The sequence below is a fragment of the Thiofractor thiocamini genome, assembly GCF_055384375.1.
On record NZ_AP042389.1, the window covers coordinates 245,364 to 270,147 of the forward strand.

At 34.0% G+C, this 24,784-nt stretch carries 22 protein-coding genes and 1 tRNA gene; 22 read left to right on the plus strand and 1 reads right to left on the minus strand.

Translation table 11 applies throughout. From position 1 onward, the window contains the following. Nucleotides 1–55: 55 nt before the first annotated feature. The gene (locus tag ACZ47B_RS01230; RefSeq protein ID WP_464894865.1) at nt 56–1,201 is read right to left on the minus strand and encodes a M20/M25/M40 family metallo-hydrolase; all 1,146 of its coding nucleotides are present in this window, start codon (nt 1,199–1,201) and stop codon (nt 56–58) included. A 164-nt stretch (nt 1,202–1,365) separates the two neighbouring features. Between ACZ47B_RS01230 and ACZ47B_RS01235 the strand changes: the two genes are divergently transcribed. The 22 genes from ACZ47B_RS01235 (at nt 1,366) to ACZ47B_RS01340 (ending at nt 24,760) form a co-directional block, all read left to right on the plus strand. Continuing rightward, nucleotides 1,366–1,917 (plus strand): queuosine precursor transporter, encoded by a 552-nt coding sequence (locus tag ACZ47B_RS01235; protein WP_464894866.1) that lies wholly within the window; start codon nt 1,366–1,368, stop codon nt 1,915–1,917. After that, nucleotides 1,914–2,783, plus strand: coding sequence for an ATP phosphoribosyltransferase (gene hisG, locus ACZ47B_RS01240; RefSeq protein ID WP_464894867.1), 870 nt, complete (start codon nt 1,914–1,916; stop codon nt 2,781–2,783). Before ACZ47B_RS01235 ends, hisG begins: the two co-directional genes overlap by 4 nt. After that, on the plus strand, nt 2,783–3,211 hold the full coding sequence (locus ACZ47B_RS01245) for a secondary thiamine-phosphate synthase enzyme YjbQ (RefSeq protein ID WP_464895738.1): 429 nt from the start codon (nt 2,783–2,785) through the stop codon (nt 3,209–3,211). The genes hisG and ACZ47B_RS01245 overlap by 1 nt, the downstream gene beginning before the upstream one ends. 51 nt (nt 3,212–3,262) lie before the next feature. Next, nucleotides 3,263–4,063 carry a 3-deoxy-8-phosphooctulonate synthase gene (gene kdsA, locus ACZ47B_RS01250; protein WP_464894868.1) on the plus strand — a complete coding sequence of 267 codons (801 nt, stop codon included), beginning with the start codon at nt 3,263–3,265 and terminating at the stop codon, nt 4,061–4,063. Between the two features lie 9 nt (nt 4,064–4,072). Continuing rightward, nucleotides 4,073–6,175 (plus strand): 5-histidylcysteine sulfoxide synthase, encoded by a 2,103-nt coding sequence (ovoA, locus tag ACZ47B_RS01255; RefSeq protein WP_464894869.1) that lies wholly within the window; start codon nt 4,073–4,075, stop codon nt 6,173–6,175. Then, nucleotides 6,160–7,335 (plus strand): MalY/PatB family protein, encoded by a 1,176-nt coding sequence (locus ACZ47B_RS01260; protein ID WP_464894870.1) that lies wholly within the window; start codon nt 6,160–6,162, stop codon nt 7,333–7,335. Before ovoA ends, ACZ47B_RS01260 begins: the two co-directional genes overlap by 16 nt. A gap of 99 nt (nt 7,336–7,434) precedes the next feature. After that, nucleotides 7,435–7,692, plus strand: a complete 258-nt coding sequence (locus ACZ47B_RS01265) for a type II toxin-antitoxin system Phd/YefM family antitoxin (protein ID WP_464894871.1) — start codon at nt 7,435–7,437, stop codon at nt 7,690–7,692. Continuing rightward, nucleotides 7,676–7,972, plus strand: a complete 297-nt coding sequence (locus tag ACZ47B_RS01270) for a type II toxin-antitoxin system RelE family toxin (RefSeq protein WP_464894872.1) — start codon at nt 7,676–7,678, stop codon at nt 7,970–7,972. Before ACZ47B_RS01265 ends, ACZ47B_RS01270 begins: the two co-directional genes overlap by 17 nt. 82 nt (nt 7,973–8,054) lie before the next feature. Next, nucleotides 8,055–8,519: a 6,7-dimethyl-8-ribityllumazine synthase gene (gene ribH / locus ACZ47B_RS01275; RefSeq protein WP_464894873.1), complete on the plus strand. Its 465-nt coding sequence runs from the start codon at nt 8,055–8,057 to the stop codon at nt 8,517–8,519. Between the two features lie 8 nt (nt 8,520–8,527). Beyond that, on the plus strand, nt 8,528–8,935 hold the full coding sequence (gene nusB, locus ACZ47B_RS01280; RefSeq protein WP_464894874.1) for a transcription antitermination factor NusB: 408 nt from the start codon (nt 8,528–8,530) through the stop codon (nt 8,933–8,935). Nucleotide 8,936: 1 nt separating this feature from the next. Further along, nucleotides 8,937–9,620 (plus strand): orotidine-5'-phosphate decarboxylase, encoded by a 684-nt coding sequence (gene pyrF / locus ACZ47B_RS01285; protein WP_464894875.1) that lies wholly within the window; start codon nt 8,937–8,939, stop codon nt 9,618–9,620. Between the two features lie 11 nt (nt 9,621–9,631). Beyond that, on the plus strand, nt 9,632–11,104 hold the full coding sequence (locus ACZ47B_RS01290) for an AsmA family protein (protein ID WP_464894876.1): 1,473 nt from the start codon (nt 9,632–9,634) through the stop codon (nt 11,102–11,104). An 89-nt stretch (nt 11,105–11,193) separates the two neighbouring features. Continuing rightward, a tRNA-Ser gene (locus tag ACZ47B_RS01295) sits at nt 11,194–11,284 on the plus strand. A 127-nt stretch (nt 11,285–11,411) separates the two neighbouring features. Continuing rightward, the gene (locus ACZ47B_RS01300; protein WP_464894877.1) at nt 11,412–12,824 is read left to right on the plus strand and encodes a mannose-1-phosphate guanylyltransferase/mannose-6-phosphate isomerase; all 1,413 of its coding nucleotides are present in this window, start codon (nt 11,412–11,414) and stop codon (nt 12,822–12,824) included. Then, complete coding sequence (locus tag ACZ47B_RS01305) at nt 12,821–13,531, plus strand: polysaccharide lyase family 7 protein (RefSeq protein WP_464894878.1); 711 nt, start codon at nt 12,821–12,823, stop codon at nt 13,529–13,531. Before ACZ47B_RS01300 ends, ACZ47B_RS01305 begins: the two co-directional genes overlap by 4 nt. Continuing rightward, nucleotides 13,528–14,844: a nucleotide sugar dehydrogenase gene (locus ACZ47B_RS01310; RefSeq protein ID WP_464894879.1), complete on the plus strand. Its 1,317-nt coding sequence runs from the start codon at nt 13,528–13,530 to the stop codon at nt 14,842–14,844. The genes ACZ47B_RS01305 and ACZ47B_RS01310 overlap by 4 nt, the downstream gene beginning before the upstream one ends. Further along, entirely contained in the window at nt 14,841–16,355 is a 1,515-nt protein-coding gene (locus tag ACZ47B_RS01315; protein WP_464894880.1) for a glycosyltransferase, read from the plus strand. Before ACZ47B_RS01310 ends, ACZ47B_RS01315 begins: the two co-directional genes overlap by 4 nt. Before the next feature lie 21 nt (nt 16,356–16,376). Continuing rightward, nucleotides 16,377–17,519 carry a PilZ domain-containing protein gene (locus ACZ47B_RS01320; protein ID WP_464894881.1) on the plus strand — a complete coding sequence of 381 codons (1,143 nt, stop codon included), beginning with the start codon at nt 16,377–16,379 and terminating at the stop codon, nt 17,517–17,519. Continuing rightward, nucleotides 17,479–20,085: a right-handed parallel beta-helix repeat-containing protein gene (locus tag ACZ47B_RS01325; protein ID WP_464894882.1), complete on the plus strand. Its 2,607-nt coding sequence runs from the start codon at nt 17,479–17,481 to the stop codon at nt 20,083–20,085. The genes ACZ47B_RS01320 and ACZ47B_RS01325 overlap by 41 nt, the downstream gene beginning before the upstream one ends. After that, nucleotides 20,082–21,737, plus strand: coding sequence for an alginate export family protein (locus ACZ47B_RS01330; RefSeq protein ID WP_464894883.1), 1,656 nt, complete (start codon nt 20,082–20,084; stop codon nt 21,735–21,737). Before ACZ47B_RS01325 ends, ACZ47B_RS01330 begins: the two co-directional genes overlap by 4 nt. Beyond that, the gene (locus ACZ47B_RS01335; RefSeq protein ID WP_464894884.1) at nt 21,706–23,931 is read left to right on the plus strand and encodes an SEL1-like repeat protein; all 2,226 of its coding nucleotides are present in this window, start codon (nt 21,706–21,708) and stop codon (nt 23,929–23,931) included. Before ACZ47B_RS01330 ends, ACZ47B_RS01335 begins: the two co-directional genes overlap by 32 nt. Then, the gene (locus tag ACZ47B_RS01340) at nt 23,906–24,760 is read left to right on the plus strand and encodes a ferritin-like domain-containing protein (RefSeq protein ID WP_464894885.1); all 855 of its coding nucleotides are present in this window, start codon (nt 23,906–23,908) and stop codon (nt 24,758–24,760) included. The genes ACZ47B_RS01335 and ACZ47B_RS01340 overlap by 26 nt, the downstream gene beginning before the upstream one ends. Nucleotides 24,761–24,784 lie beyond the last annotated feature (24 nt).

The following is a 24,784-nucleotide window of genomic DNA, read 5'->3' on the forward strand; positions in this document are numbered from 1 at the left end:
GAGAACCTTGAACTATCCATGTAAACTATCACTATATAGCTTACATGGATAGTCGTTAGAGTAGTTTTTCCATAAATTTTACAGTATGTTCTATCTTTTTTGGTATCGTCTCTTTTATGGTAAACTCCTTTTTTGTGTGAGAAAAGTTGCCTATGGCTCCCAGCCCGTCAAGACAGGGTACACCACAACTTGAGAGTATATTGGCATCGCTTCCTCCTCCCGTTGCAACTTCATTGCACTCCATGCCTATCTCATCAGCAACTTCTTTGTAAAGTTGATATAGTTTTTGAGATACTTCTGTTTTTTCAAGAGGAGGTCTTTGATGCTCTATGAGATATGATACCTTTGCACCTTCACTGTTTGGCTTAAAAAGAATCTTTTCTATATCTTTCATGATTTGTTGATACTGCTCTTTTTTGACATATCTTACATCAACCCCTATTTTACAAAAAGGAGCTACGGTATTTTTTACAATTCCTCCATTTATGACATTGCATCCGACTGTTATGCCATTTTCAAAATCGTTTAGTTTGTTCAGTTTTAGTATGATTTGTGCAGCTGCCGTAATGGCATTGATACCGTTTTGTGGCTCTACTCCCGCATGAGCTGCTTTGCCTTTTATATCTATATCTATGGATATGCCGCCTTTTCTAGCAGTTACTATGCTGTATCCATCTATCATCCTACCAGGTTCAAAAACAAATCCAGCCTTTGCTTTGCAAAATTCGTTTGTTATGATATCCCACGAATCATATGAGCCTATTTCTTCATCGGAGTTGAAAAGTATCTTTATAGGCAATTTTTTATCCGGATGGATTTTTTGTAAGATTATCAAAGAGTAAAGAGCTACCATAAGACCGCTTTTCATGTCATTTGTGCCGGGTCCGTAGTAGCGCCCATCTTTTTCACTAATGGTTAAAAATCCGCTCTTTGGTGAATGAACCGTATCGAAGTGACCTATAAAAGCGTAAAAATCCTCTTTTAGTTCCCTGTTGTATATTAAATGGGGTCTCTCTTTTTTTAGGCTATATACTTTTTCAAAAGCGATATCGTGCCTTGAAGCTATGTCTTGAAGTTTTGAAGCAACTTTTTCCAAACCTTCTATATTTTGTGAAAAACTATTGATATTTACAATATCTTCAAAATTTTTATAAATTTCTTCTTCTATATCTTTGATACTTTTTTTTATTTTGTCATTCACTTTATTCTCCATATTAGTGCAGTAGTATGACATATTTTTTGTTAATCGTTACTTAAAAAAGAACAATTTTAGAACGATATCAAGTCTATGTTTTTTATATTGTAAATTTAGCTGTTTTTGGATATAATCGCGAACTTTTTAAAAATTTAAACAAGGATTGAAAAATGCCAAAAGGTATATTTGTATTTAGTGTAGCACTGTTTGTTGTTTTAATAGTCTCTTCAAACTATCTAGTGCAGTTTCCTATCAACAAATGGCTTACTTATGGAGCCATAACTTATCCTATAACATTTTTGATGACCGATATACTTGGCGAAAGATATGAGAAAAAAGAGGTTATCAAGGTAGTTAAGTACGGTATACTGTTTGCTATATTGCCGACACTTATGATGGCAAACTGGAGGATAGCCCTTGCTTCCATAGCGACATTTAGCATAGTGCAACTTATGGATGTTCATATATTTCACACTCTTAAAGAAAAACTTGAAAAGTTATGGTGGCTTAGAAACAATGCCAGCACAATGACAAGTCAATTTTTCGATACAGTTTTGTTTTTTACTTTAGCTTTTAGTTTTGTGATGCCGTTTGACAAGATAGCCCATCTCATAGTGGGTGATTATAGTGTAAAACTTATCATAGCACTTCTTGATACACCTATATTTTATCTATTGGCGATTAAACTGTTTAGGAAAAAACCTGCAAGCGAAATCGTATGAATGTTTTAAAACTCGGTATCCCAAAAGGTAGTCTTCAAGATGCTACCATAAGTATCTTCAAACAAGCCGGATATGACATAACCGTGAGATCAAGAAATTACTATCCAAGTATAGATGATGATGAGATAGAATGTATGCTCATACGAGCTCAGGAGATGGCACGGTATGTTGAGGGCGGTCAGCTTGACTGCGGACTTACCGGGCTTGATTGGATAAAAGAAAACAGAGCCGATGTTATTGATGTAACGGAACTTGTATATGCCAAGACAAGTTTTAGACCTATAAAGTGGGTTTTGGCGGTAAAAGAGGGCTCAGATATAAAAAGCGTAAAAGATCTCGAGGGAAAAACCATAGCTACAGAAGTAGTGAACTTGACTAAAGATTATCTTGCATCCCATGGGGTAAATGCCAAGGTGGAGTTTAGCTGGGGAACGACTGAAGTAAAAGTTCCAGACCTTGCCGATGCCATAGTGGAGATAACTGAAACAGGATCAAGTATAAAAGCAAACAACCTTAAGATCATAGATACCGTACTTGAAACAACTACAAGATTTATAGCAAATAAAGATGCTTATAAAGATCCATTTAAACGAAAAAAGATGGAAAATATCATCCTTATGTTAAAATCAGTCATAGATGCCATACCAAAAACCTGTGTGATGATGAATGCTCCAAAAGATAAGCTTGATGAGATTTTGCAAGTTTTACCTTCATTCAATCCTACAGTTTCTCATCTTGCAAAAGGTGATTGGGTGGATGTGGTTGCCATAATGGATAAAAAAGTCTTAAGAGATGTCGTACCAAAACTAAAAGCTTTGGGAGCAAAAGCCATAGCCGAGCTTCCTATAAGTAAAATCATAGAGTGATGCACTTTTTTCAAGAGATTATAACTATAAAAGCACCAAAAAGAGGATTTTATCTTATAACTGATAAAATCCTATCCTCTATCGATATATCCGATATAAAAATCGGAATGTTAAATCTTTTTTTAAAACATACTTCCGCTTCACTTACTATCAATGAAAATGTATCTTATGATGTTAGGCTTGACTTGGAGGAGATAAGTTCTTCTTTGGCGCCTGATGGATATGACTACCGTCACTCACTTGAGGGCAGAGATGATATGCCCGCACACTTCAAATCCTCTATGTTTGGAGTAAGCTTGAATATTCCCATAAAAGAAGGCTCTTTGGAACTTGGAACATGGCAGGGCATATATCTAAATGAACACAGAGACCATCCAACTTCAAGAGAGATAGTTTTAACTCTTCTTGGAACACTTCACAAAAACTAAATAAACTTTTTGATATAATTTTTCAAAATATTAGCATGATAAGGATAATTTATGATACTTATAGCCGGACCTTGTGTCATAGAGAGCAGGGAAAATCTTTTTAAGATCGCTGAAGGGTTGAAAGAGTTTTATGAAGATGAGAGGATAGATTTTTACTTTAAAGCCTCTTTTGATAAGGCGAACAGGACGAGTTTGGATAGTTTTAGAGGGCCCGGGCTTCAGGATGGTTTGCAAATGTTAAAAGAGGTGCAAGATGAGTTTGGGTATAAACTTTTGACTGATGTTCATGAGAGTTGGCAGGTTGAAGAGGTGGCAAAGGTAGTGGATGTACTTCAGATACCTGCATTTTTATGTCGCCAGACTGATCTTTTGGTGAGTGCAGCTAAAACCGACAAGACTGTAAACATAAAAAAGGGTCAATTTATGAATCCTGAAGATATGGAGTATTCGGTAGGAAAAGTTTTAAAGACTAGAGGGGTTGAGAAAGTAAACTACGATACTTCAAAAAAGGCAAATGTATGGTTGACTGAAAGAGGAAGCAGTTTTGGATACGGTAACTTGGTGGTTGATATGAGAAGTTTGCAAATAATGAGAAAATTCGCTCCTGTTATCTTTGATGCCACTCATTCAGTTCAAATGCCTGGAGGTGCCGGAGGAAAAAGTAGTGGCAAAAGAGAGTTCGTGGCACCTTTAAGTAGAGCAGCAGCCGCAGTTGGAGTGGATGGATTTTTCTTTGAGACGCATTTTGATCCCTCTATCGCACTTAGTGACGGAGCAAATATGTTAAAACTCGAAGAGCTTAAAAAGTGCATCAAAGATATATTTGCCATCAAAGAAGCACTGAACAATTAAGGCAAAATTATGAAGATAAGAAATGTTTCACTAAGCGGAGAGAGTGTTGAAAACAAAAGAGAAGAGATTAAGAGATATTTTTTGCAGGTTTATGAAACTTATGAGAGACTTTTTGAGATACTTAAAAGTGATGAAGTTTTTTATAAAAAGGCAAATCCTCTAAGACACCCTTTGATATTTTATTTTGGTCATACCGCTACTTTTTTTATCAATAAACTAATACTTGCAAAAATCATAAAAAAAAGGATCAACCCGACTTTCGAGTCCATATTTGCCATAGGCGTGGATGAGATGAGTTGGGATGATTTGGATGATAAAAACTATGAGTGGCCTAAAGTAGATGAGGTAAGAGCATATCGTGATGAGGTCAAAAAAATCATTTTGCATCTTATAGATACTTTGCCTTTAAAGTTACCCATAGACTGGGGGTCTCCTTTTTGGGTGATTTTGATGGGGATTGAGCATGAAAATATACATATAGAAACTTCTTCGGTTTTGATGAGAGAACTTCCCATAGAGGATGTAAAACCTCATGGTGATTTTCCAATCTGTAAAGAGAGTGGTAAATCTCATAAAAATGAACTTCTTGAAGTGCCTGGTGCAAAAGTAGTAATGGGTAAAAGTTTTGATAGTGATGATTTTTACGGTTGGGATAACGAGTATGGTTTTAAGGAGGAGTTCGTAGAGGATTTTAAAGCTTCAAAGTATCTTGTAAGCAATGAAGAGTTTTTAGAATTTGTTGAAAACGGAGGATATGAGAAAGGGGAGTATTGGAGTGAAGAGGGTAAAAGATGGCTCTCTTTTAAAAAGGCTAAACATCCGACTTTTTGGGTAAAAGATGGAGAAATTTACAAGTATAGAGCGATAGCAAATATCATAGATATGCCTTGGAATTGGCCTGTGGATGTGAACTATCTTGAGGCTGAAGCGTTTTGTAGCTATCTAAGTAAAAAGTTAAATAAACCTATAAGACTGCCAAGTGAAGCTGAATACTACAGGCTTTATGAGTTTGCAAAAGTTCCGGGTATCTTAAAATGGGGTGAAAAAGCACCGGCAAATATAAACTTGGAGTATTTTACTTCTTCCATGCCTGTGGATAAGTTCAAATTTGGTGAATTTTATGATGTGATAGGCAATGTTTGGCAGTGGAGTTGCACCCCGATAGATGGATATGAGGGATTTAAAGTCCATCCTTTGTATGATGATTTTTCAACCCCGACATTTGACGGAAAGCACAATCTCATAAAAGGAGGTTCTTTTATAAGTTGTGGAAATGAAACACTAAAAAGTGCAAGATATGCTTTTAGAAGACACTTTTTTCAACATGCAGGATTTAGATATATAGAATCTGATAGAGTCGTAAAAACTGATGTTGAAAAGTATGAAGATGATATGGAGTTAACCAAATATATAGAACAGTGTTATGGCAAAGAGTATCTTGGGATAAAAAATTATCACAAAGAGCTTAGTGATTATATACTTGGATTTGTAAAAGATAGAAAAAAAGAGAGAGCTTTGGAGTTTGGCACCTTGGCAGGCAGAGTCGGGTTTGAGCTTGCAAAAGAGTATGAAATGGTTCATGCACTTGACTTTACGGCAAGACTCATACAGTTTGCGGTCAATCTCAAAAAAAGCGGTAAACTAAAGTATATGCTAAAAGATGAGGGTGATATAGTACTTTTTAAAGAGATATATTTAAGCGATTTTGACTTTGCGGGAGTTAAAGATAGAGTTGAGTTTTGGCAGGGTGACATGGCAAATCTAAAGCCAAACTTCAAGGGGTATGATTTGGTTGTGGTAAATGATGCTTTGACGAGAAGTTACAATCCTAAAAAGTTCCTACTGGAGATAGATAAAAGGATGAATGAAAAAGCTTTGCTTGTTATATCTTCAAGCTATGAGTGGGATGAGAAAATTACCCCAAAAGAGATGTGGATAGGCGGTATCAAAAAAAACGGTGAAAATCTTTACACCAAAGAGGCTTTAAAAGAGTTGCTTGATAGTAAGTTTGAGCTAATCGATGAAGGCAAAACGATACCTTGTGTAACAAGAGAAGATGGTAAAAACTTCAAATACAAAGATATAGAGGTAGTTATATGGCAAAAAAGGTAAATTTTGATAAAAAAGTAGATAGATACGGTAGCGATAGCATGAAGTTTGCCAATCTTGATAAGAGATATGGAAGCAGTGATGTGATACCTATGTGGGTGGCAGATATGGACTTCAAATCAGCCAAAGAGATAAGAAATGCTCTTGTAGATAGAGCAAAAGAGGGAGTTTTTGGATACCCATATAATGATAAAAGTATATATGATGCCATATGCTCTTGGCAAGAAAAAAGATATGGATGGAAGATAAAAAAAGGCTCAATCTCTCTATCAAGCGGGGTTGTAAGCTCCATATCTTTTATAGTTCAAGCTTTTACAAAACCAGGAGATAGTATCATCATCCAAACTCCGGTTTATCAACCTTTTGCAAGACTTATCAAGGAAAACGGCAGGAAAGTCAGCAGAAACTCTCTTGTTTTAAAGAAAGGAAAGTATGAGATAGATTTTAAAGATTTTGAAAAAAGAGCAAAAGAAGCCAAAGCTTTCATACTTTGCAACCCTCACAACCCGACCGGTAAAGTTTTTTCAAAAAAAGAGCTTTTGAAATTGGCTGAAATTTGCCTTGAAAATGACTTGCTTATCATCAGTGATGAGATACATAGCGATTTTTTGTATGAAGGTAAAAAACATATCCCCATAGCTTCACTCTCAAAACATATCTCAAGAAAAACCATCACTTTGAATGCTCCAAGCAAATCATTCAATATAGCAGGACTAATGACATCATATGTGATATGTGAGGATAAAAAACTTGAAGCCATATATAAAAATTATCTCAAAAAGTTTGAGCTTATGGATAACAATATATTCGGTACTTTAGCACTAAAAACCGCATATGAGAGTTGTGCATACTGGATGGATGAAATGGTGGAGTATCTTCAAAAAAACAGGGACTATGCGGTAAATTTCATAAAAGACGAGATGCCATTAGTGGATATCATAGTGCCGGAAGCCACATATCTTTTGTGGATAGATTTTAGAAAATTGGGTCTCAAGCCAAGTGAATTAGAGAAATTTTTAATCACAAAAGCAAAAATAGGTCTAAATAACGGAGTGATATACGGTAAAGAGGGATCAGGTTTTGCAAGACTCAATTTTGGAACACAAAGAAACACGCTAAAAAGAGCTTTAAAAAACTTAAAGCAAGCTATAAATGATTTTTAGTAGAATTATTGAATATGTATAATCTAAATGTCTCTTGACAATAAGTATCAAATTAAGTACAATATTTGATACTTATTGAAGAAAGATAAAGGATAAAATATGCAACCTGTTTTGGCAAGATATACCGCAAGTATAACCGAGCTTAAAAAATCACCTACAAAGATAATCGAACAAGCGGGAAATGAAGCTGTAGCTATACTAAATCACAATGTTACAAGCGCCTATCTCGTGCCAAATGATTTATATGAAAAATTGATAGATATCATTGATGAGTATCATTTGAGCAAAGAAGTTGATAAAAGATTGAATGATAACGACAAATCTATCAAAGTTGATATAGATGACTTACTCTCTTGAGTTCAAATCAAAAGCATTAAAAGAGTGGGAAAAGCTTGATTTTGCTATCAAAAAACAGTTTCATAAAAAATTAAAAGAGAGACTTAAAAATCCAAAAGTCCCCAAAGATTTGCTAAGTGGTTATAAAAGTGTATACAAAATCAAATTAAAAAGTTTCGGATATCGCTTGGCTTATGAGGTAAAAGATAAAGAGATAACTGTCTTGGTTTTGATTGTAGGAAAAAGAGAAAACAATGATATATATGACTTGCTAAAAGGCAGATACAACGAAATAAAATGATCTATTTTTTATCTTTTTTATCTCAAAGCAAGCTATAAATGATTTTATAGTATAATATTTCCCAAAAAATTAAGGATAATTGATGAACATTATAGAAGGAAAGTTAAAATTAGATAAAAGCAGTCATGTTGCTATCATAAACAGTAGGTTCAACCACATCATAACCGATAGACTCACAGAAGGCGCAAAAGATGCTTTTTTAAGACACGGAGGAGATGAGAAAAATTTGGATCTTATCTTGGTGCCCGGTGCTTTTGAGATACCTTTTGCACTCGATAAACTTCTATCTTCCGGAAAATATGACGGAATTTGTTGTCTTGGAGCTGTTATAAGAGGAAGTACTCCGCATTTTGATTATGTGGCGGCTGAAGCTACAAAAGGTGTGGCAAATACTACTTTAAAGTATAAATACCCTGTAACTTTCGGCATACTTACAACCGATACCATCGAACAGGCGATTGAGCGAGCCGGCAGTAAGTCAGGCAACAAAGGCTTTGAAGCCATGACAGGGCTCATAGAGCTTATAGATCTTTACAAAAACATATAAGGTAAACAATGGCAACAAGACATCAAGTCAGAGAAGCTGTAGTATCTATCCTTTATGCATATGACATAGGAAACAGTGAAGTTGAAAAATTTGAAGATGAGATACTCGAAGATAAAAAGATAAGAAACAAGCAAAAAGAGTTTGCTCTTTCTTTGTTAAACGGTGTTCTGGAAAACTTGGAAATTTTGGATAAAGAGATAGATAAACATTTAAAAGAGTGGAACATAAAAGAGATAGGACATATAGAAAGAGCAATACTCAGACTTTCAGCTTATGAGCTTTTAAAAAGCGATATAGACGAGGCGGTTGCCATCAATGAAGCGATAGAATTATCTAAAACACTTTGCAACGATAATGTCCCAAAATTTATCAACGGAGTTTTGGGTTCAATTCAAAAAGATAAAAGGAAGAGTTGACATGAAGTTGTGTGTAGCACTGGATATGCCTACAAATGAGGAAAACCTGGAATTGGTAAAAAAGCTGAAGGATTTTGATATATGGCTCAAGGTCGGCTTGAGATCATACATAAGAGACGGTAAAAATCTTATAAAAGAGTTAAAACAGATCAATCCAAACTATAAACTTTTTTTAGATCTTAAGCTATATGATATCCCAAACACCATGGCTGATGCCGCCAGTGAGATATCACTGCTTGGCATTGATATGTTCAATATCCATATATCAAGCGGTGAGATAGCCATGAAAGCTGTCATGCAAAGGATAGCAAATGTCAAAGACAGACCACTTGTCCTTGGAGTTTCAGTGCTTACAAGCTTTAACAACAAAGATTTTAAGACCATATATGGAGCTTCCATAGAAAAAAGAAGTCTCGAATTTGCAAAAGTAGCACACAAATGTAAGATAGATGGGGTTGTATGTTCAGCCTATGAGAGCAAAGATATAAAAAATGTAACAGATGAAAAGTTTATCACTCTGACTCCAGGTATAAGACCATTTGGAGAAGATAGCAATGATCAAAAAAGAGTGGCGAATTTGGAGATAGCAAAAGAACAGTCGGTGGATTTCATAGTAGTAGGAAGACCTATATATCTCGCACAAGATCCACGAGGTGTGGTTGAAGAGATACTAAAAAGAATATAAAAGGACAAAACATGGGAAAAAAGATACTTATCACTTTACTTATAGTGATGACTACCATCATAGTGGTTTTGGGCGTGTTAATTGCAACATTTGATTTGAACAAATACAAACCTCAGATAGAAAAAAAGGTATATGAAGCAACCGGTAAAGAGTTGAAGATAAACGGTGATATCGGACTTTCCCTTTCGCCTTTAGGTTTAAGCGTAAAAGATATAATCATTAAAAATCCAAAGGGTTTCAGTAAAGATGATATGCTTAAACTTAAAAGAGTAGCGGTATCTTTACAGGTAATGCCGCTTTTGAGTAAACAGGTAAAAGTAAACTATGTAAAACTTGAGGACATGAACGTACTTGTAGAGAAGTCAAAAAAAGGCTTGATGAATTTGGCTTCAGGAAAGAAAGAAGGCAAAAAAACAAAACCAAAAAGCAGTGCCAAAGAAGAGCAAGGCAAACTTCCCATGGTAAATGTCAATAAAATCATTCTCTCAAACATCAATATCATATATGATGACAAGCAGACTAAAACCAAAGCGAAGGTAACAGGCTTGAATATAACGGTAAATGATATAGCATTAAACGGAGATAAAGATATACTTAAAGCACTCTCCTTGAAAGGTTTGATGACTATCGCAAATATACATTATGACAAATATGATATAGATAATATTTCAGCAAATTTTAGTTTTAAAGATAAAATTGCTACTATATCCCCAATGAAACTTACCATGTTTAATTCCCAAGTAAATGGTAAACTTGTTTATAATATGAATGGCAAAAAACCAAAAATCTATCTTGAAGATCATATAGCGAAGCTTGATTTGAAAAATGTATCCAAAGTCTTTATAAAAAACAAAAAGATTTCACTTGACGGCTATGTTAAAACTGATGTAAAACTCTCGATGGCAGGACAAACTCCAAAAGATATAAAAAGATCACTTACCGGTACGATATATGTAGTCGGTGACAACTTTGGTATAAATGGTGTGGATCTTAATAAAGTGTTCAAAAGTCTTGACGATGCAAAAAGTATCAACAAGAAAGATATAGCTGGATTTTTGGTCGCCGGACCGCTTGGATTGGCTCTTAGCAAAGGTGTGAGCGGTGGCAATATGATGGCAGGTTTGGAAGGTGGAACTACAGCGGTTAAAAAACTTGTTGTAAATGCACCTGTAAAAAACGGCATAATAACCTTGAAAGATGTAGCTATGAAAGTCGGACAGACAAGAGTAGCTCTTAAAGGCAGAGTGGATATCGCAAGAGAAAGATTTATCAAAGTGCAAGCGGGTGTTGTAGGCTCAAATGGATGTGCCAAAATAGCAGAAGATATAAGCGGAACTTTCAGCAAGCCAAAATATAGCACAAAAGCTTTAACCTCAGGCGTTGTTGCCAATACGGTAACTTCACTGTTGGGCCAATTTACAAAAAGTGCCCCGGCTCCTAAAAAAAGCAGTTGCAAAGTTTTTTATAACGGGTCAGTTAAATAATCAAACAAGCCCTTTTGGGGCTTGTTTAAGTAAAATATTATATATATTTTAATATAATCACATCTCCAATTTGGTTTGGAACTTATTTTGGACAGGTGGGTGAGCTGGCTGAAACCACATCCCTGCTAAGGATGCGTACTGGTAACGGTACCGAGGGTTCGAATCCCTCCCTGTCCGCCATTACTTCCCCTATCGATACACTCTTTTGATATATCCCAATAGAATAAATAATCTTTTTATTAATTTTTATGTATAATAAGTAGATTTATACTTTTATATAACAAAATTCAATAATTAGAGAACGACAATGAAAAATATCATCCTGTGTGGCGGCAACGGAACGAGACTGTGGCCTATAAGCAAAGAGAATATGCCCAAACAGTTTTTGAAAATGTTTGACGGCAAATCACTTTTTCAAATGACATTGCTGAGAAATGATACATTTGTAGAAAAATTCGTGATAGTGGTAAATGAAAAACAGTTTTTTACGGCTCAACAACAAGCCGATGAGACAGAATTACTTGCTAAATGCAGCTTTGTCATAGAAAGTGAATCCAAAAATACAGCCTCAGCCATATGTCTTGCGACTTTAGGTTTGAAAAAAGATGATATTGTTTTCGTTACTCCAAGTGACCATTTGATAGAAAAAGATGATGAGTATGATAACATTATAAAATCGGCTTATGATGAAGCAACCAAAGGATATCATATAACATTTGGCATCACACCAAGCAGAGCTGAAACAGGATATGGCTATATAAAATGTAATTTTACAGATAAGAAAAAGGTTGTTGATGTAGATGGATTTTATGAAAAACCAGATAGTAAAACAGCGCAAAGGTATCTCAAAACAAACAAATCCGAAAACTCTTCTGAAAAGTATCTATGGAACAGCGGAATGTTCATGTTTAAGATATCCTCATTGCAGGAAGATTTCAAAATGTATGCATCTGATATATTCGATTCTTGCAGTAAGGTATATGAAGATGCGATAAGAACGGACAATATACTGAAACTGAAAGATATGCATATGCTCCCTTCCATAAGTATCGACTATGCGATAATGGAAAAGAGCAGCAGGATAAAAGTGATAAAGAGTGATATCAAATGGAATGATATAGGAAGTTTCGATGCACTTGATGAAGTATTCGAAAAAGATGAAAACAATAACACAAAATCAGACAATTTAACGGCATACAATGCAAAGGACAATTTTGTTTTTGGAAGATATAAACAAATAGCACTTTTTGATGTTAAGGATTTGATAGTTGTTGACACCCCAAGTGCTCTGCTTGTCGGAAAAAAAGAAAATTCTCAGGATGTCAAGAAAATCGTTGAGATTTTAAAAGACAGAGATCCCAAGATCATAAAATACGGAAGAACGGTCTATAAACCGTGGGGAAAATATATAGATCTGCTTGATGGTAAACATTTTAAAGTAAAATCCATAATAGTAAACCCGGGCAAAAGATTATCTTTGCAAAAACATTTCCATAGAAGTGAGCATTGGGTGGTAGTTAGAGGCTCTGCGCTGGTCAATATCGGGAAAAATGAGTTCTTGCTCGGATCAAATCAGTCGACATTCGTGCCCATCGGGGAAAAACACAGACTTAGCAATCCCGGAAAAATTCCGCTGGAGATAATCGAAATCCAGGTAGGTGAGTATCTTAAGGAGGATGATATAAAAAGATATGATGATGATTTTGGAAGGGCGTTATGAGATACTTGATCTTGTTTTTGAGTGTCATTCTTTTTGGATATGACTCTCCTTATTCATTGAAAAAATTTAGAAATACGCTTGATATATCAAAACTACAAGCTCCTTCAAGCTCATACAATCCGCTTTATAGTGTAAAATACGGTAATTTTGCATATTATTCAAACAAGTATTTTTATCTTCAAGACAGGCGATATATGACCTTTTTTATGTGTGGTAAAAAAAACAGAAGTGAGCTTAGATTTAAGCAAGATTGGAAAGTAGATACTAAAAATGCCATAACGTTGAAAACAAGTGTAAAACTGTTTCCTCTTAACGAAAAAAGAGAATTTACATTTTTGCAGATTCATGCAGACTCTACACTTAAAAACTCCATAAACAAGCCTTTGCTGAGAATCGTTTGGAAAAAAGAACTTCATGGTAAAAAGAACCATCTGTGGGCAGTTGTAAGAATGGATAATACAATCAAAGGCAAATACGCAAAGTTCGATCTAGGGGTGATGCCTCAGGATTTTTTTATGATAAAGATACGCATTTTGCACTCAAAGATATCTTTGTGGATTGATGAAAAAGAAGTTTTAAACGGTTTGGACGTAAGTTATTGGGATAGATATTATAACTACTTCAAAGCGGGTGTATATCTTCAGGATGAAGGTTGTGCAAAAGCACTCTTTGATGAGATAAAAATAGACTACAAAGGTGAAAAATGAATATAAGCGTAGTTGGTTTGGGATATGTAGGTACCGTATGCTCCGCATGTTTTGCAAAAGAGGGACATAACGTTACCGGTATCGATACAGACAAGGTAAAAGTTGATTTGATAAATGATAAAAAAGCCCCGATTGTTGAAAAAGATTTGGAAAGTTATATAAAAGAAGGAGTTGAGTCGGGAAAATTAAAAGCGACTACTGATATAAAAAAGGCTGTCTTAAGCAGTGATATAACTATTGTCGCGGTAGGGACACCTAGCAAGGATAACGGTGATATAGATCTAAGTTATATAAAAAATGTGGCACAAAGTATAGGAGAAATCTTAAAAGATAAAGAGGATTTTCATATCATATCCATGAGAAGCACGGTTTTGCCGGGAACTGCTAAAAATATCGTTATACCATTGATAGAAAAATATTCCAAAAAAAAGATAGGAGTGGACTTTGGATATGTTTCAAACCCGGAATTTTTGAGAGAAAGTACGGCTATATATGATTTTTACAATCCGCCAAAAACAGTCGTAGGCACAAGTGATGAAAAAAGTGCGAAAAAATTTAAGGAGCTATACTCATTCCTGGAGGCTCCATATTTTGAAACGGATATAGAAGTTGCCGAAATGATAAAATACGCAGACAATTCATGGCATGCCGTAAAGGTGACATTTGCAAATGAGATAGGAATGATATGTAAAAAAATCGGCATAGATTCGCATAAGGTGATGGATATATTCTGTGAAGATAGAAAACTTAACATATCATCGTATTATTTAAAACCCGGATTTGCATTCGGGGGTTCATGTCTTCCCAAAGATATCAAAGCTATAACATATAAAGCCAAATCACTGGATGAAAATATCCCTATGCTTGATTCTGTTATGAGAAGTAATGATTATCAGATCGGAAGAATTTATGATTTTTTTATAAAGCCCTTGAAAAAAAGAAAAGTTGCGATTTTGGGCATAAGTTTCAAAGCCGGTACGGATGATTTGAGAGAGTCTCCTGTGCTGGAGTTGGTTGAAAAGCTCATAGGAAAAGGATACGATGTTAGGATATATGATGAAAATATATTAAAATCATACAAAAACGGATCCAATAAATTCCTTCTTGACGGAGAGTTGTCACACATAAAAAAGAGATTGTTTAAGGATTGGCATGAAATTTTGAAGCACTCAGATATAGTTGTCATCGGTAATGCTTCCAAAGAGTTTAAAGATATAGATTTTGAAAAATACCCTGATAAGAGTTTTATCGATCTAGTCCGGATAAGGAGTGGATTAACCGGCAGTAAAAATTATATGGGGGTAGGATGGTGATAAACTTCTGGTATTTTGTCATTTACTCTTTATTTTTGCTTGTCGGAGTATTTGCATTGCCGGATATTTATTTTGATCCGTATCAGAAAAGTCTGATCTTTTTAGTCGGTGCAGTCGGTACATGGAGGTACGGATGGTTCGCTATAAATATTTTTAGAGCCTATTTGTATAAAAACTACAAGTTTAAAAAGATCAGAGAATTGGAAAGAAAAAATGCAGATTCTTTAGATCCTGAACATGTCTTTTTGCTTTTGACAACATTTAGAATAGGAACAGAAGTAACTATCAAAGTATATAAAGCGGCTATAAAAGAGGCTGTTTTTTCAGGCTATGATGTAACCATCATAGCTTCTATCGTAGAAAGATCAGAAGAGCATCTCATAAGAAAGATCTTTTTATCTTACAATCCTCCCCAAAACGTCAAACTGGTTATCTCCAGGATAAAAGGAACCGGAAAAAGAGATGGCTTGTCGGTCGGTTTTAGGGTAGTAGCAAACAGTATGGGGATAGATTTGTCAAAAAGTGTAGTCGCAGTCATAGATGGTGATTCAATCTTGCAGGAGGGATTGATAAAAAAATGCTCAAGACTTTTTGCGCTGGATGATATGCTTGGGGCCTTGACAACAGATGAAGATGCCATACTTGCCGGTGATGACTGTGCTCACAATATATACAGGCAATGGTATAAGCTTAGGTTTGCACAAAGAAATATAGCCATGATGTCCATGTCTTTATCAGACAGAGTACTGACTCTGACAGGAAGAATGTCTATGGTCAGAGCCAGTATAGTAGCTACCGAAGCTTTCATACAAACCGTGCAAAACGATCATATAGATCACCCAAGACTGGGGGTTTTTAGATTTTTAACGGGTGATGATAAGTCAAGTTGGTTCGATGTGGTAAAAGAGGGCTGGAAGATGCTTTATGTGCCTGATGTTACCGTTTACACCGTAGAGGAGATACCGGATAAAAATTTTTTGAAAGGCTCGATTGTATTGATGCAAAGATGGTTTGGCAATCAGTACCGAACAAATTTAAGAGCGCTGTCTTTGACTCCCGCAAGACTGAACTGGTATCCATGGTATGGGCTTATCGATCAGAGGGTTACCATGTGGGCGACTCCGTATGGTTTTTTTATAGCATTTTTCAGCGCCATGCACTGGGGTATAGCCATATGGTGGGCATATGTATGGTGGATCTTTTTCAGCAGGCTATTGATGACCTATGCATACAGGGTATCGAGAAAAGAGATACTGCCCTCATGGCCGTTTTTTCTATACTTCAATCAACTGATAGGATCGTTTGTAAAGATATATATCTGGGATCATTTGTATAAACAGTCATGGACAAGGCAAAAAACAAAATTGAAAACAGATGATATGTTTTTACAAAAATATAGAAAGATAAGTTCGGATTTGATGACCGGCTTAAAGATAGTCTTTTTTGTGATAATAGTAAATTTTTTGGTTCAAAATATAACTTTTGATGACTTGTGGGAATTTATATTTTAGAAATGTATGAAGGGATATCAAATGAGTAAAAAAGAGGAAGAGATAAAAAACGAGAAAGAGGATTTATCCCCGCAAATTGTTCATGAAGCCGAGATCACAAGACAGCAGGCAAGATATCACATTCCTGCCAAAATGGAAATAGACGGTAAAATTTATACTCTTCATGACTGGTCGCTGACCGGTTGTTCCGTCAAAGACCTTCCTGATGAGTATATGGGAAAATTCATAAAAGTAAAAATGATTTTTAAATTTGATCAGTTTGAAACTATAGTCGATGACTTGATGATAGAGTGTTTGCATAAAAACAAAAGCTCCATAGGGTGTAGATTTACAAGCTTGACTCCTCAGCAATTCGCAATCCTAAATCAGATAATAAATGCCTATATAAGTGGTGATATAGTAACACAAGATGATATCATAACAGCTGTTACAAAAGTACAAATGTATCCCAAGAAGCCAAAAATAGATAAAATTGAAGTAAAAAAAGCAAAAAGAATACTGTCTTTGATATTTATCACTATCCTGATTTTACTTTCATTTTTATTTTTTGTTATTTATAAAAAATTATTTGTAGTTGACAGTGTGAATGGGTATGTGGATTCGAATATTACGGTTGTTAGATCGCCGTATCCTTCTTATATTAAGTTTGAGGACAATATAACCGAAGGTGCGAGGATGAAAAAAGATAAACTCATAGCGGTAGCCCATCTTGTGAACGGTGGCATCAGTACTGTGTTGTCACCCTCTAACGGCACAGTGATAAAAGTAAATGCCAGAGATAATGATTTTAGAAATGTAGCTGAACCTATAGTTACGATTCTTGATGACAACTCGTCACTGTTTGTAAAAAGTACGTTTTTCTCAAAAGATTTGATAAAAATACAACCCGGTTATATAGTAAAGATCATTTTAAACGGTAAAGTATATCACGGAAAGATATACAAGATAATATATCCTCAAAAGATCGATACGATTAAAAGCAGACCATTGGAAAATACTTATACAACCCCCTACAATTACATCATAGTTTACATAAAACCGTTTGGATTGAGAGATAAAAATATGATAGGTGATAGTGTTTTTGTCAAGATAGATACTCTTGCTAACAGGCTTGGAGTGGTCAATGAAAAAAATTGCGATAGTTTTATTTTCAATATTTTTTAGCACCCTGTTTGCAAAAAACGAATGTTTTTTGATAAAAACACAAATAGGAGCATATACTCCCGTTTATGAGCCAAACACTTTTGTGCAAAACAAAAGATGTGCAATAGACGGTGAAAACTTGTATTTCAATCATAAAACCGCATATATAGGATGTTATAAAACAAAAAAAGAAGCTCTTAAAATATATGAATCTTTGAAAAAAAGCCATTTTAATTTTAAAAATGAAAAGATCATCAAAAAGAAACCTGATGCGAAGATGACTTATATAGTTTTTCCCTATTTTTCATCTACTCTGAAATCAAATCTAAGAAAGAAAGAAAAAGAGTATTTGAAAATCATCAAAAATGTCGATGTAAAAAGGATAACATACCAAATACCGGATAAATTCTATGGCAATGGCATAGAAATCGTTAAGTTTGATAAATTACCGTTTTTGCCTGTCTCTAGCATATATTCCTTTTACAGATATTATAGCAAACATAATTTCAAAAAATCCATACTTGTTTTGTATAACGGAGTTTACAGTATCGAATATCTCTATAAATTCCTGCATAACAAAAAAATAATAGATAAAATCGCTCCAAATAAATATATCATAAAGATACCCATATATATCTCTCCAAGCGCCAGTTTGGTCATCGATAAAAAAACCATACTTTTGGAGACAAAACCAAAACCGATATTTGTCATGTATCATGGAAAATTATATGTAAATCATTCCGGGATATTTGCATGGGATATAGATAAAAACAAAATCGCATCAAGAAAGAATTTTTTTCACGAAGAAGTCTTGATGATAGGAAAACAAAATCCAAGACCTTACATTTTGGCTATGGCCAATTCAGAAACAGTTTTTTTAAATTCGGAATTTGCGGGACTTGGTTTTCATGATAGTGTAGCGACTTTTGGGATATCGCTGGCAAGATTGCCTACTCAATACTTTAAAAGAAACAGTCTTGTTTACTGGCTTAGGAAGTATGAGCCAAAAGGTGTGTTCATAGGCAATACGATCCATGACAATATGATGGGATTTTATACGAACAATGCCCGCAACGTTCTGATTTTGGGAAACTATTTTTATGATAATATCATATATGACATAGACCCTCATGATTACTCTTCCGATTTGATAATTGCAAGGAATGTAGTAAAAAATGCGAAATTCGCTCATGGTATCGTCATGTCAAGGGGCGTAAAAAGCAGTTTTGTTTTTCAAAATATAGCATATAAAAACAAGGGTAACGGCATCATGCTTGACAGGTCCTCCGATAAAAATATCATAAGTGATAATTTGATAGTAAAAAATGACCTTTCAGGGATCTCTCTTCAAGAAAGTGATGACAATCTAGTCCATTCCAACAAAATACACTATAACAAACTTGATGGTATGATAATCAGAAACAGTGTAAGAACAGGTGTGTATAAAAACTTTATATCAGATAACGGCCGCAACGGAATAGAGCTTTTAACAAAAAATATCGACAGTGTATTTTATAGGGATTTTCATAGAGACCCTTATCATAAAGGCACTTCAGCAGTAATTTCCAAAAATAGAATCGTACATAACTTGAATTTTCAAATCAGTGTCAAAAACAATGCGGCAATATATTTTTATAAAAATTTCCTTTACAATACTGATATGCTCTTTGGTAACGATCTCTCCTTGTTCACTCCCAAGATATATGACAATCGTTTATCCTTTAAGCTTTATGGATTAGGTAGCAGTTATCACAGAAAAAGTACTGACTCGTACAGAGTTGATTATAGATATACCGATATCATGAAAGATTTGTTTAGCTACAATATACAAAGCGGAATCGCTTTAGCAAATATATATCAACTTTTAAATTTAAAAAAACTTTCAAATCTTGAATTACAAAGAGAGTCTTCCATATTTGTCGCAAAAGGTTTGAGTGTTTATGCATTTTACAACATAAATGTATTTGAACGAAACAGAGCAAAGATAGACAAATTTCTCTTTTATCTCATTGAAGCTGCTGTATTTGGTGATAAGGATGCGATTTTGTCGTTGAATTACATAAAGTATATCCTGCCTGTTAACAAAAAAGATATCAATCTTATATATAAAAAAGTACAAAAGTATATGCAAGAGGGAATGATTTTTCTAAAAAATGATACAAGCAAAGCCATATGCAAATTTCCAAAGATCAAAAAAAAATATATGCAATACATGCTCAATCTATTTAGATATAAGATGAAAAGTGTGAAGATAGATGATTTTTACGAATATATCAAATTTTTAAATCGAAATTATTCGACTATGTATATAAATTTGGATTTTTTTATGAAAAAATTTTATGAAGATACAAATTTGCCGAAAATCAAATATTTTAATTATATAAAATATAAAAACCAAAAAATGATGACCTCCAAACTATGCAAGAAATCCGTAGATAAAAAAATATATACCTCAGACCAGGTAAGAAAGATTTTGAAAGAGAGATTCGATAAAGATGACAAGATAAAGTTACAAATGAAAAAATATTTAAAACTGATCAACAGGTACAGGGAAAAACAAATAACGATGAAAGAGTTGCTCAAATGAAAACCTTACTACTGTTTTTTATCATGATACTCTATGCTTATCCGAACAGTTGTATCATAGCCTATAGTGCAAAAAATATACCCTCTTATCAGGAAAAAAAGTTTTATACAATATTTAAAGGCCTTGCTATAAAAGAGAAACAAAAAAAATATGAGGTTTTAAAGATAGGAGCCTTTGGATATTATAAAGAAGCCTTGAAAATGCTTGTTAAAGTCAAAAAAGAGTATAAAGATGCTTTTATAGTTAATTGCAAAAACCCTTTGCCAAGAGATAGAAAAGTATTGAAAAAGCAAAATAGTTTTGACACCGGAAAAAACAGTGAAGGATATGAAAAGTATTTGACGCCGTGTAAGAATTGTATAGGAAATTGTAAAAAATGTATTAAGAAGAAAAACAGATGGGAGATTGATCAGGCGAAACTATATAAGGAGATACATGTAAATATAAACAAGTTTAAAATCCTATCTCCGAAACAAAAAACCGAAACTATTGACAATAACAATACCAAAACTTGCTATAACTCACTATACAGGTTTTACTATAGTGGAGGAGTAAATCTATACAGCGGCCAAAAAGATACGAACGATCATAGACTAAGAGGTGAATATGCCGATTTTAGAGTCGGCGTGCAGTATGGATGCTATTTTGATAATTGGAAATTTTATACAGACAGTAGAGTTGTACTCTCTCAAGTTGACAGTGACAGTAAAAACAACACTTCTTTGGATTTCGATGTCAAAGAGTTGTATCTAAGAAGTTATAATATCCTCGATAACAGGGCAAATATACTTGTAGGCCGTAAAAAGATAAAAGATAACAGAAGCTGGTGGTATAACAATAATCTCGATGTTATAAAAATTTTCAACGAGCATGATCTTGTAACTTACAATATGTACTTAGGAACAAGAATAGATTCCATCATCGACAACGGCGATTTTTACAAGGATATAAACAATGATAAATTTTTTGTAGCTAATATAAACGATCAGATTTATATAGATAATTTTATAAGAGGATATTATGTATGGGAAAACAAAGCACAAAGAAATCTGCATTGGTTTGGAATGAGAGCAAACGGCGATAAAACCATAAAAGGTGACACATTTAGATACTGGATGGATCTTGGTAAAGTATCGGGTAAAAATGAGAAAGATATAAATGATTATGCATATGATACCGGAGTACTTTATATCCCCAAAGATAGCAAAAATTCTTATGGTATCGGATATGCAGTCGGCGGAAAAGATTATACTCAGCCACTTATCGCAAATAACAAATCAAAATATTTAAATGGTAAGATAGATATAAAGTATTATGGTTTTTATCTAGATCCGGTTTTGCACAATATAAAAGTCCTATCACTTTACTGGTTCAGGGATTTGAGCGAAAAAGAGGTATTGGGAGCATCTTTTCATGATTACTCCAAATATAGTGAGTCTTCCGATATAGATATGACAAGATATGTTTATCAGCCTTTAGGAAATGGTAAGGATATAGGCAGAGAAATCGATCTGTTTTATAAGTTTACAGAAGCATTGAGATATAACTATCGTATAGTTTTTTCATATTTTAAAGGTGGGGATGCTTATAGCGTAGTTACAAACAACAGGAACGGAATAAATGCGAAATTTGATTTTATCTATTATTGGTAGTTTGATTTTTTTTGGATGCTCAAGTCTTGATGTAGCCAAAAAGGCTTTGCAAAGTGGTGATATAAATACAAGCAAAAAGATATATAAAGAGTGGGCAAAGAGAGGTTTTGGCTTTGCGGATTTAAAACTGTCAAAACTATCAGATGACAAGAATGAAGTGATAAAAAATGCTTTATTGGCTTATAAAAAGGGCTACATTGAAGCTGCGAACATCATATTTTACAACTATTACAAAGCAGGAAAGATCGATAAGGCAAAGTTCTGGTTTAAAAAAGTATTGCTTGATAAAATGAACTCTTCAGAGTATAGAGCTTATCTGGCGTATTTGTACTATCATGCAAACAAGAAAGAAAAATTTTTAAACCCCTTCATAAAATATGCTGAAAATTCCGGCAATGTATATGCTCTTTATCGACTTGGGGATTACTTTAACATTTATTTGAAAAATTATAAAAAGAGTATTGGGTATTATAAAGAGTCTTATAAAAAAGACTACATTCCAGCCGGAATAAAACTGGCGGTTTTGTATATATACAATTTGAACAAACCTTTGCAAGGTATAGAACTCTTAAGGAGTATTGCTTCAAGAGACAATGGAGCGGCAGCTTATGAGATAGCTGCTTTTCTGGAAAAAGACATCGGAAACCAAATCAAAAAGATAAATGCCCAATGTACGACTTTTCAATTTTCAAAGCCTGTGGAGTTTTTTAGAAAAAAGATAAAAGCTTTGAAATTCAGGGATTTGTATATAAAAGAAAATATACTGCCCTGGCTTAGATATGCTTACTCTAGAGGATATGTAAAAGCAAAATTCAAAATGATAGAGCTAGATGTGAAGTACGGCAATTTTACTACCGGTAAAACATTTTGCAAAATGAATTTGAAACAGGCTATAAAATTTTTAGAGACATCCGAGTACATGCAGGCCAAACTGACGCTGGCAAAAATATTTGAACAATTTCCCTCTTTGCATCAAATCAATAGAGCAGAGATGATTTACAATCAATTTGCCTTGACAAACAAACCCCAAGCTTATTGGCATTTGTATCAATTGTACAAGAGATTTTATCCCAAAGCTAAAAGGAGATTTCGATATCTTGATTATCTGGTTAAAGCGGGGTTTGAACCTGCTATCATAGAAAATGCTTATATCAATTCTGACTTGCATACTTTGAAATTTTTTGCCTCTCAAAACAATATTTTGGCTCTAACTTATATTGCATCCATATATACCAAAGAACAAAAAGAGCTCTCTTGTAAAATTCTAAAGAAAATATGCAGTTTTAAATCCCCTGCCGATGCAAAACTTGATATCAAGATAGCAAATAATTGTATAAACGATACAAATAAAAAAGGTGCCGTATATTATTTTTACGCAAACAAAGGAGATAGTGTTGCCGAGTACCTTTTGGCAAAACTATATGATTCGCAAAGAGAGTGTGGAAAATTTAACTATTGGCTTGAAAAAGCCAAAAAAGACGGAAATCTTGAAGCTGATATTTTGTATTCAAAACTCATTCTGGAAGAAAAAGCCAAAGGTGATAAAAAAGAAGCTTTAAAGAAAATGGTATCGTATGCAAAACAAAACCCCAAAGCATATGTATATCTTGGAGATCTTTTTTTTCAAAACATACACGGCATTTTTGATCCTAAAAAGGCTGAGAAATTTTATAATTTGGCTATAAAGAACGGTATAGATGAGGGATACTTAAAACTGATATCGCTATATAAAAATATTGACGACGGAAAGATGTTATTTAAAAAGATAGATAAATTGTATAAAAAATATATGAAAAACAATAAAGATATCAATATAAAATTATCATATATGAATTTTTTATTTTCTTATGAAAAATATAAAATGGTAAGAAAGTATATCCTTGAAAATAATCTTCAAAGATTTTCTTCGGCAAAGTATATATTGTTTAAGATAGACCCCAAATCATACTTGAAGCTTAGTAGTGATGACATAGATATTAAAGATGACGGAAGACTTCTTTTGCTGTATGCAAAAAAACTTTTTGATAAAAATAAAAAAGAAGCATTGTACTATACCTTCATAGCTTCTATGAAACAAACCCCCGGAAGTATGGGTGAAATTGTGAAATTGTTAAGATATTTTACTAAAGAAAAAGCTGAAAAAATATACTATAAAGCAAAAAAAGATTATGAAGAAACAACAAAAGACAAATAACTCCGATACACCTTTAAACTTTTATGAAATATTGCAAAAAGTATTGTTTTGTGAAAATAAAGCAGAAAAGATTAATGATTTTAAAAAGTTTTATATCCTTTATAAAGATGGTCGAATTTCTTTTGAAAATGTAACCGAACCGATGAAGTTGGTATATCCGTCATATAAAGATATCTGCCATATCGTTCCTCCTCAAAAGGTTCCTAAAAGAGGAGCATATGATACCAAAGAAGGTTTGGCAAAGCTTATACATGCGGTTTGTCATATAGAGTACAGTGCCATAGACCTGGCGCTTGATGCGGCATACAGGTTTAGAGGAATGCCGGATAAGTTTTATGATGACTGGGTAGCAGTCGCAAATGATGAGATAAGGCACTTTTTAATGCTGGAATTGATACTTAATGAATTGGGATATGAGTATGGGGATTTTGATGTACACAATGCACTTTTTGAAGCTATGCAAAGAACGAACACACTGCTTGAAAGGATGGCTATAGTGCCTAGATACCTTGAAGCAAACGGTCTTGATGCAACCCCTGCGATATTGAAGAAATTGAAAAATTATCAAAACAATGAAATGGTGCAAAAAAGCATAAAAGCACTCGATATTATCCTGTCCGAAGAGATTGACCATGTCAAAAAAGGAGACTATTGGTTTGAATGGGCATGCAAAAAAGAGGAAGTAAGCAAAGATGTATATTTTAAAATAGTATCCAAATACTATCCCAACGCACTTGCAAAAGAGAGATATATAAATGTAAAAGCAAGACTTAAGGCTGGATTTTGCTGCAAAGAGCTTGAGACTATTTCGAAAAAGAAAATTTGCTAATCAAAAAAAATTTGATATAATGTT

Bases quoted from the DNA above. Each gene is read 5' to 3' on its own strand.
- ACZ47B_RS01235 (WP_464894866.1), top strand. From the start codon at position 1,366: ATGCCAAAAGGTATATTTGTATTTAGTGTAGCACTGTTTGTTGTTTTA.
- hisG (WP_464894867.1), top strand. From the start codon at position 1,914: ATGAATGTTTTAAAACTCGGTATCCCAAAAGGTAGTCTTCAAGATGCT.
- ACZ47B_RS01245 (WP_464895738.1), top strand. From the start codon at position 2,783: ATGCACTTTTTTCAAGAGATTATAACTATAAAAGCACCAAAAAGAGGA.
- kdsA (WP_464894868.1), top strand. From the start codon at position 3,263: ATGATACTTATAGCCGGACCTTGTGTCATAGAGAGCAGGGAAAATCTT.
- ovoA (WP_464894869.1), top strand. From the start codon at position 4,073: ATGAAGATAAGAAATGTTTCACTAAGCGGAGAGAGTGTTGAAAACAAA.
- ACZ47B_RS01260 (WP_464894870.1), top strand. From the start codon at position 6,160: ATGGCAAAAAAGGTAAATTTTGATAAAAAAGTAGATAGATACGGTAGC.
- ACZ47B_RS01265 (WP_464894871.1), top strand. From the start codon at position 7,435: ATGCAACCTGTTTTGGCAAGATATACCGCAAGTATAACCGAGCTTAAA.
- ACZ47B_RS01270 (WP_464894872.1), top strand. From the start codon at position 7,676: ATGACTTACTCTCTTGAGTTCAAATCAAAAGCATTAAAAGAGTGGGAA.
- ribH (WP_464894873.1), top strand. From the start codon at position 8,055: ATGAACATTATAGAAGGAAAGTTAAAATTAGATAAAAGCAGTCATGTT.
- nusB (WP_464894874.1), top strand. From the start codon at position 8,528: ATGGCAACAAGACATCAAGTCAGAGAAGCTGTAGTATCTATCCTTTAT.
- pyrF (WP_464894875.1), top strand. From the start codon at position 8,937: ATGAAGTTGTGTGTAGCACTGGATATGCCTACAAATGAGGAAAACCTG.
- ACZ47B_RS01290 (WP_464894876.1), top strand. From the start codon at position 9,632: ATGGGAAAAAAGATACTTATCACTTTACTTATAGTGATGACTACCATC.
- ACZ47B_RS01300 (WP_464894877.1), top strand. From the start codon at position 11,412: ATGAAAAATATCATCCTGTGTGGCGGCAACGGAACGAGACTGTGGCCT.
- ACZ47B_RS01305 (WP_464894878.1), top strand. From the start codon at position 12,821: ATGAGATACTTGATCTTGTTTTTGAGTGTCATTCTTTTTGGATATGAC.
- ACZ47B_RS01310 (WP_464894879.1), top strand. From the start codon at position 13,528: ATGAATATAAGCGTAGTTGGTTTGGGATATGTAGGTACCGTATGCTCC.
- ACZ47B_RS01320 (WP_464894881.1), top strand. From the start codon at position 16,377: ATGAGTAAAAAAGAGGAAGAGATAAAAAACGAGAAAGAGGATTTATCC.
- ACZ47B_RS01325 (WP_464894882.1), top strand. From the start codon at position 17,479: ATGAAAAAAATTGCGATAGTTTTATTTTCAATATTTTTTAGCACCCTG.
- ACZ47B_RS01330 (WP_464894883.1), top strand. From the start codon at position 20,082: ATGAAAACCTTACTACTGTTTTTTATCATGATACTCTATGCTTATCCG.
- ACZ47B_RS01335 (WP_464894884.1), top strand. From the start codon at position 21,706: ATGCGAAATTTGATTTTATCTATTATTGGTAGTTTGATTTTTTTTGGA.
- ACZ47B_RS01340 (WP_464894885.1), top strand. From the start codon at position 23,906: ATGAAGAAACAACAAAAGACAAATAACTCCGATACACCTTTAAACTTT.